The organism is Candidatus Omnitrophota bacterium (assembly GCA_018894435.1).
In the GTDB taxonomy this organism is placed as follows: Bacteria; Omnitrophota; Gorgyraeia; order JAHIPI01; family JAHIPI01; genus JAHIPI01.
Genome location: JAHIPI010000048.1, coordinates 1 through 7451, shown reverse-complemented (window position 1 = coordinate 7451; position 7451 = coordinate 1). Strand labels below are relative to the sequence as shown.

General features: G+C 44.1%; 7 protein-coding genes. All 7 read right to left on the bottom strand.

The window, feature by feature from the left end; translation table 11 throughout:
• Nucleotides 1-328 (bottom strand): P-II family nitrogen regulator (locus KKI13_03760; GenBank protein MBU4488165.1); only part of this gene is annotated, 328 nt, incomplete at its 3' end.
• A 14-nt stretch (nt 329-342) separates the two neighbouring features.
• Nucleotides 343-1596, bottom strand: a complete 1254-nt coding sequence (locus KKI13_03755) for an ammonium transporter (protein MBU4488164.1) — start codon at nt 1594-1596, stop codon at nt 343-345.
• Nucleotides 1597-1611: 15 nt separating this feature from the next.
• Nucleotides 1612-2409 (bottom strand): hypothetical protein, encoded by a 798-nt coding sequence (locus KKI13_03750; protein MBU4488163.1) that lies wholly within the window; start codon nt 2407-2409, stop codon nt 1612-1614.
• Nucleotides 2410-2502: 93 nt separating this feature from the next.
• Nucleotides 2503-3039: a sigma-70 family RNA polymerase sigma factor gene (locus tag KKI13_03745; protein ID MBU4488162.1), complete on the bottom strand. Its 537-nt coding sequence runs from the start codon at nt 3037-3039 to the stop codon at nt 2503-2505.
• Nucleotides 3040-3269: 230 nt separating this feature from the next.
• Nucleotides 3270-4211 carry an AEC family transporter gene (locus tag KKI13_03740; GenBank protein MBU4488161.1) on the bottom strand — a complete coding sequence of 314 codons (942 nt, stop codon included), beginning with the start codon at nt 4209-4211 and terminating at the stop codon, nt 3270-3272.
• Nucleotides 4212-4341: 130 nt separating this feature from the next.
• Nucleotides 4342-4554, bottom strand: coding sequence for a winged helix-turn-helix domain-containing protein (locus tag KKI13_03735; GenBank protein ID MBU4488160.1), 213 nt, complete (start codon nt 4552-4554; stop codon nt 4342-4344).
• 104 nt (nt 4555-4658) lie between these two features.
• Nucleotides 4659-7451: cellobiose phosphorylase (locus KKI13_03730; GenBank protein MBU4488159.1), on the bottom strand; the 2793-nt coding region annotated here is incomplete at its 5' end.

The following is a 7451-nucleotide window of genomic DNA, read 5'->3' as shown; positions in this document are numbered from 1 at the left end:
CGCCGCCTCTTTCGCCGGTCCTTATCCTTACGCATTCGGGAAGATCAATAATAAATATCTTCCCATCTCCGATATTTCCGGTTTTGGCGCCTTTTATAATCGCGGCTATGGTGGGTTCGACAAAGTTCTGGTTCACGGCTATTTCGAGGCGAACTTTTTTCAATAGGTTTACTTCCTGAATCACGCCTCTATATGTCTCCGTATACCCTTTTTGTTGGCCACAGCCCAGGGCGTTGGTAACTGTCATCTTGTATACCTCTGCTTCGTATAATGCCCTTTTGACATCAGGAAGCTTATGAGGTTGTATCATCGCAATAATTAATTTCATATCTATCCCTCCCCCTATTGAGTCGTAAATATCTGAAATCCCGCATAAGACTCCATGCCGTGTTCACCTATGTCGAGCCCTTTTAGCTCTTCTTCTCTGGATACTCTCAACCCGACAAGGACATTTATAATTTTAAAAACTATGGTCATAGAGACTACTATAAAAGATACCACAGCTACAACGCCAAGGAGCTGAATACCCAACTGCGTGAATCCTCCTCCGTAAAAAAAGCCATCATTGGCTAACGCCAGCGCCTTTTGGCCAAATAATCCGATAGACAATGTTCCCCATACACCGTTTAATCCGTGTACGGACACAGCGCCCACAGGATCGTCTATATGTAACTTATCCAAAAGAACTACTCCAAGTACCACTATCACGCCTCCTATACCTCCTATGATAATTGCTGCCCAGGGTTCTACATAGGCACACGAAGCAGTTATGGCCACAAGGCCGGCCAGCGCGCCATTCATAGCCATGGATAAGTCCGGCTTTCCGAACATCCTCCAAACGCTAATAAGTGCGGTTATACCTCCCATGGCAGCGGCTAAGTTGGTATTGATAGCAACCCGCGCTATTAAAGAACCATCGCCTACGCTCAGTGTAGATCCGGGATTAAAACCAAACCACCCAAACCAGAGAATAAAAACACCCAATGAAGCCAGGGGTATAGAATGGCCCGCGATTACATTGCTAGTTCCGTCTGGATTGTACTTCTCAAGTCTCGGTTTCAACATTATAGTCCCGACTAAAGCGGCAAATCCTCCTACGGAGTGCACTACCGTTGAACCCGCAAAGTCTGCAAAATTTAACTTAGCCAGCCATCCACCGCCCCATATCCAGTGCCCGACAATAGGGTAGATCAGCGCGGATATTATAAACGAATACATCAGATAAGCAGAAAATTTCATCCTTTCGGCTACGCCCCCGGCCACAATCGTAGCCGCGGCGCCGCAGAAGGCCGCTTGAAACAACCAAAATGCATATAAAGGAACGTTTGACCCTGACTTCGCTCCGGATAAAAACCAACCTTCGAGCCCCATAAAACTATTACCTGAGCCGAACATTATGGCATATCCGAACATAAAGAACGCTATTGAGGCCATGCAAAAATCAAGAAAATTCTTGGTAAGTATATTGCATGTATTCTTGGCCCGTATGAAACCGGCCTCAACCATGCCGAAACCGGCTTGCATAAAAAATACCAAGAATGCCGCGATAAGAACCCACAGGGTATCAATACCGGTATTAATTTCAGTTATGGTCATTTTCTACCTCCTTAATCAATAGGAAAACACTAATTTCCCACCGAAATATAATTTATCCTTCTGGTTACCGTCATTTTCGCGAGCCAAATCTCCAAAAGACACTGAATAAGCTACCGACGGAATAAAAGAGGCATACTTATTAATAGGTATCGTCAGCCCTCCTCCTATCGCAAAATCCCCTCCGTCACCGTCCATAAACAGTTTATGGTTGTATCCGATATGGCCACCTATGTCTAGCGTTATATCATTCTCGCCAAACTTCATTAAAGGAAAGCCGTGTGCCGCTGAGAAAATAAAGTAGTCGCCATCCCCTCCGCCGTGGTTTTCATTGCCGTAATCGTGATACCAGACAAATGACGGACTAAGCAGGATATCTAAGGCGCCTCCTATATAAAACTCTAAACTACGGCCGTCTATGGGAGGAAAATTATACCAGGTGTGTCCTGCCGACAGGCTCAACACTTTATATTTATACGTATAATCCAACGTTATATCAAATTCGACGCTATCAAGATCATCGGAATTATCTATCCCAAAGTTGCCCCACGCGATGGCTTTAAGGCCGTATAACTCTACAGCAGCCCCCGACTGCATGACCGGATCATCGTCAAGAATAAAACCCCGCCATATATAATCTGAATATATCGCTATATCCGCACTTACAGATATAGGGATCTTCGATACCTTCTTTTCCTCCACTGGAAAGCTCTCCTTCTCTTCTTCTATATTTAGATCTTCTGCATATGCCTTATTTGGCATGCCTATTGCAACGAGGCAAGCAACAATAATCAGCACTTTCTTTAAAATTATCATTTTCCGGGCTCCTTAAATAAATAAGCGCTCAAGATGACCCTCTGCTATATTGAACGCCTTTGTTTTAGAGATTTCACTGTGCTCTACACTATCTTAAAGTAAATTATCGGGGCTTTTGGTAACCTTCTTTCGCCATTTCTCTATTATCTTTTTCTTGTGTTTGAGGACCATGACATGGGAAACCCCCAGCTTCCCCGCTGCTTCTCTTACGGTATTGCCCTCAAGCAAAAGTGAAAAGACCTTCTTCTCGTTTTCCGTAAGTCCCATATTTTTAATATCGTCAATGCTTACGTTTTCCTCCGCATCTGATAAATAGAGAGTCCTTTTATCCGCTAATACATCCTCAAGCTTGAGTCCCTCGGGCGTAACGACCTCATCAATACTTGAAATATATGCCTTCGGCCGGCCTTTCCTCATATAATTAAGTATGTGAAATTCGCATGCTTTTATAATATAGGCCTCATTCATGCCTATAGGCATACCTCCCGAGAAACGCCCCCATAGAAAGAGGCACATCTCCTGGTACAGGTCATCCGGTTCAAAGAAACCGTAAAGCACGTGTTTGCATGCTACGGCTTTAAGCGCCGGGGTTATTCTTTCGAGCAATATCCTGAACTCCATCTGCCGCAAGCTCCTCTAAAGCAAAAAGGGCATCCGCCTGCCGCACTTGGCATCGAATGCCCTTCGTTGGGTTATGAGAAGGCCTATCTTCTCATGCTATATAGGCAAAAAAGACGTTCTTTCGAACGCCTCTTTGTGTCCTTTAAAAGGCACAAACACTGTGCCCTGTACCACAGTAAGGATATCACAAAATATGCTGTTTGTCAAGTAGAATAAAAAGGCGTGTTATAGAGATATGCCTAAATTAACGACATAATAATGGGGATAGTAATGATACTTGAGATAGTGGTGACAAATACGCCAATAGAAGCAAGTTTTGAATCCCCGCCAAAACGTGTAGTAAATATGGGGGTGGTGGAAGCCGATGGCATTGCTGCCTGAAGGATTATAATAGCGCGGGTTAAGGGATCGAGCGAGCCAAAAAATCCCGTGATAAAAATGGCGAAAGCAGGCATGATTACCAATTTACACAGCACAATCAATGAGAGCGCGCCTTTTTGGGCATAAATCTCCCTGATATTCCCCTTTCCCATTATTGAGCCCACGACAAGAAGCGCTATGGGTATTGTAGCGGCGCCCAGCATACTAGAGGCATCCATGATAAACGGAGGTAATTTTATCGCGAGAGCCCCTACTATGATACCGCATAGTAAGCCTATCGTCCCACTATTTACTAGATTTTTTAGAGAGGACTTCATCCCGTTATTTTCCGACGGAATGGTGTCGTTACTCGCGCGCAATGTCCAGACGCCCAGCGTCCAATACAGTATATTAAACCCTATGTTGAAAAAGACCACTCTCATAACACCTTCCGTGCCATAAAGCATATTTGCTATAGGGATAGCCAGGAAACCGCAATTAGTAAACGTGGAGAGGTAAATAAATGTCGCCCGCTCTTTGGGGCCCAATTCCACAAATCTGGAAAAAAACTTAGCCAGCAAATAAGCAAGCAATACAAAACATACGGCAAAGACAGGCAAAGGCCATATCGTTTTAAATAACTCAAGGGTAAACTGGGTGGCAAGCGAATAAAAATACAAAACGGGCAACGTAATCATCAATACGAGCTTAGCCAGGGACTTGTTAAATTCTTCGTTTAACAACCCCTTATATCTGGCTATGGCGCCGATAATTAAAAATACAAATAGAACACTTACTTTTGATAATACCTGAGAAAACATATGGTCCCTTTATCTTCCGCCAAAGGCGGATCCGCCTCAGGCGGAAACCTGGTTAGATATACAAAAGGCGAAGTATTATTTTTACTCCGCCTTGAATAAAAAATATCCGCTATCGACTGTGCCGATATTACTACTTCCTTAGAGTAATCTTATGTTCCTTATATGGCTCGGTCTCTTTCCAGTTTATTACAATATGGCCCTCTCTGCTCAGCCATCCTAAACTCATAAGGACAAGGTATTCCGGTCGTTTCAGTTTTTCGTTTATTTCGCCTATGCGCAGGGATTCGTGCTTGTCGAGAAGCTGCCATATCTCGCCTGCTACTATACCTATTTCTATAATCATGCTGACACTCCCTTTTGGTAGAAGTTTAGCACAAGATTGCGCCCTTGTCAAGCTCTCGACGCACTTCGCTTATTAAGGCTTGACCCTGAGCATCGTCGAACGGGTCAAGATAGGGCAACATCTATCCTCTCATAAAGCCCATCTCTTATCTCAAGCGCAACAGGTGAGGGAATAACGTTTCCTTTTAAGACAACTTCTTCTCCGTTCTTTTTTCTCAGTATGTAACTTGCGGCTTTAACGCCATTTTTGCCGAATGTATCGCGCCTTTTGGGATTATGATAAACTATAAGTGTGCCCCCAAGAAAAGAGAATGAGAAGCTGTCCTTAGGAAATCTATTTCCCTCCTTGGTAAAAAGCCATGCCGGCAGGACGGGTTTCAGCTCAAAGAACACCTCTTTTTTTTCGTCGACTTTAAAAGGCCTTTTCCCGGCGCACATAAAAAGCCACATTGTCAAAAACTCCGTGGTTGAGCCCGTAAGGCGGGCCACAAAACCGTTTCCGTGCAGGCTTTCATCAGGGTAGGCGCTGCTCACCAAAAAAGAGGAGTTTTCCAAAATGCTCCTCCCGTACCTATGCGGATCCTGAAAGGCAACGAGGCAATTTTTAAAGTCAGAGAAAAATTCCTCATAGAGCCCTTTTCGCAAAAGTTCCAGGAGATACTTATACTCCATATGGAGCCATATGGATTCGTTTTCAAGCCAACCGGGGGTAAATATGGTGGAACGCCCTATATCGTCCGGCATGCCTTTTAGCGGAGCATTTATTTTGTACATCTTGAGTTTCCTGTCGTACAGCCCGCTCATCTTCACGGCGCGATATAACGCCTTTACATCTTTGATGTTTTCCTGCACTCTCAGGGCATGAACGGGCCCTTCCAAAAATAGCGGCAGGGGGTTATGGCGAAACGCCAGGGCCTTAATATTAGGAAGGCCATTTTTATTAAGTTTGGGCTTTCCTCCTTTTTTGATAAACTCGAACCTCGTAACTTCGTTAATGTAATAAGTATGCGTGAGCTTATCTTTTTTGCTGAAACCTTTTTTAAGGCCGGATTCTATTTTCCGAAGGAAGCTATCCAATATGACTTTTATCTCGGCAATGGATAAAAGCGCCTCTCTTCCTTCAAATCCGTACCAGACCCTTCGCCGGTATTCTTCTTTTCTCTGCCACGAATAATCCCAATATTCAAAGTCAGCATTTTTTGAACGCGACGAAAGGTTTTTATTGACTAATCTATGCAGGTGGATCATAAAATCGGAAATTTCGCGCGGGAAAGATATATTATATTCGCTGCTCAAGTCTAAATCGCGAAATGACGCATGTAAAAAACCGATCAGGCGCTTCAACTCAAAAGTCTCGCATAGTGAAGAACCGAATACCCCGGGGAGATTGTTCAGCGAATCGCACCATCCGGGTTTTCCCGCTTCCATCTCTATGCCGATGCCAAAAGGATCTAAAGACGCCATTTTGTTTGCTATAATACAAAGAAGTTTCACCAAAAGCGAAGTCTTATAAACATCTCCTTTGCCGTGGCGCGTTCTTACTTTATACTGTTCGCGGGGTCTATGCTCTATAATGCGCCTTTTTTCTTCGTCCTCTACTACAGAGCCCAATTGCCTTACCTTTCCATCCGCATAAACGTATTTTTCGTCTCTTGGGTTTGTCTTTAGATATGTGTCGTAAAACGTAAACTTTCTCTCTAATAGAAGATTTCTCAATCTTTCGGGATACAAAGCGAGATAATTCTCGAAAAGGTCTATGTTATAAGTCCAGTGGTCAACCCAGTAACCCTCGCCGGGCGAGACAATATCTTCTTTTCCGCTTACGGATAATACCTCTTTTAATAGCGCCTCTTCGCCTCTTCTGGTATCGACTTTCTTTTCCTCCAAAAAGGTTACAAAACTTCCGGGCGTAAAGTCTTTGGCAAGAAACTGCTTCGTTTTATTCCTATCCGCGGTATTTCGTATGTTAGCCTTCAATATTCCGTCAAGCGCCTTTCTATCCTTTATAAAAAGCGTTACGCCTTCCATAAGGTGCGGATTGAATCCATCCGGCTGTATGGCGTTAAGAAACGTCAATATGTTGGCGTCTCCGACGGCCGTATTGAAAAATGTATCGTTTCTTCTATTCTGGTTCATGTCGCGGTAAGCGCCGTTACCCTGAGAATAATAAGACGGCTCGAGCAAAAATGCGTTGTAGTCCCGCTCGAGATCGCCGTGTTTACGCGCATAGGCATAAAAGACGGTCTTTTGCGCGGCGATATTTATGGTAACGGGAAACCCGCCTCTTAACAGATTGTCCAAAAATGTGGACCTGCAATAGAAATCGAAATTGGCGCTTGAGCTTTTTGTAAAAGCGCTGTTTGAAAGCGCGTCTATCACCTTGCGGCCCTCATTCAGCTTTGCGGAAAAATACCCTTTCCTGGATACGCGGGGAAGCAAGAGATTCAGGCTCTTTAAGTCTTTGACATGGCCCATTATAGATATTATTTCTTTGCTGTTCGCCGGTTTAATATTTACCCGCGCGTAAGAAAACGCCGACGGGGTTTTTCCTTCTTTTTTCTGTTTTTGGGGAATATTGAAATTTCCGCTTTCTGCAAAAATCCTCGGATATGAAAGGTCTCCGTCCGGCCCGAATACAAGATCCGGATCTACGATGGGCCTAAGCAACTTATTCTTTTTTCCGCTCTCAATATAGGCGAGATAAAAATTGCCTCTTTCTATATATTCCAGCTCCGGGGTATCCTGGGGATTAACTTTTAATTTATAAAAGGGCGCATTTTTATCCATATTCAATACCTGCATCCACGCCTCTATGGTCCTCGACATATGCTTTGAGTGCCATTCTGTCATGCCAAAGGGCGTAATCTGCGGCAGGCCGTCGATGATTTCCATCTCCAT

Coding starts and splice junctions, on each gene's coding strand:
- KKI13_03755 (MBU4488164.1), bottom strand. CDS start 1,596: ATGACCATAACTGAAATTAATACCGGTATTGATACCCTGTGGGTTCTT.
- KKI13_03750 (MBU4488163.1), bottom strand. CDS start 2,409: ATGATAATTTTAAAGAAAGTGCTGATTATTGTTGCTTGCCTCGTTGCA.
- KKI13_03740 (MBU4488161.1), bottom strand. CDS start 4,211: ATGTTTTCTCAGGTATTATCAAAAGTAAGTGTTCTATTTGTATTTTTA.
- KKI13_03735 (MBU4488160.1), bottom strand. CDS start 4,554: ATGATTATAGAAATAGGTATAGTAGCAGGCGAGATATGGCAGCTTCTC.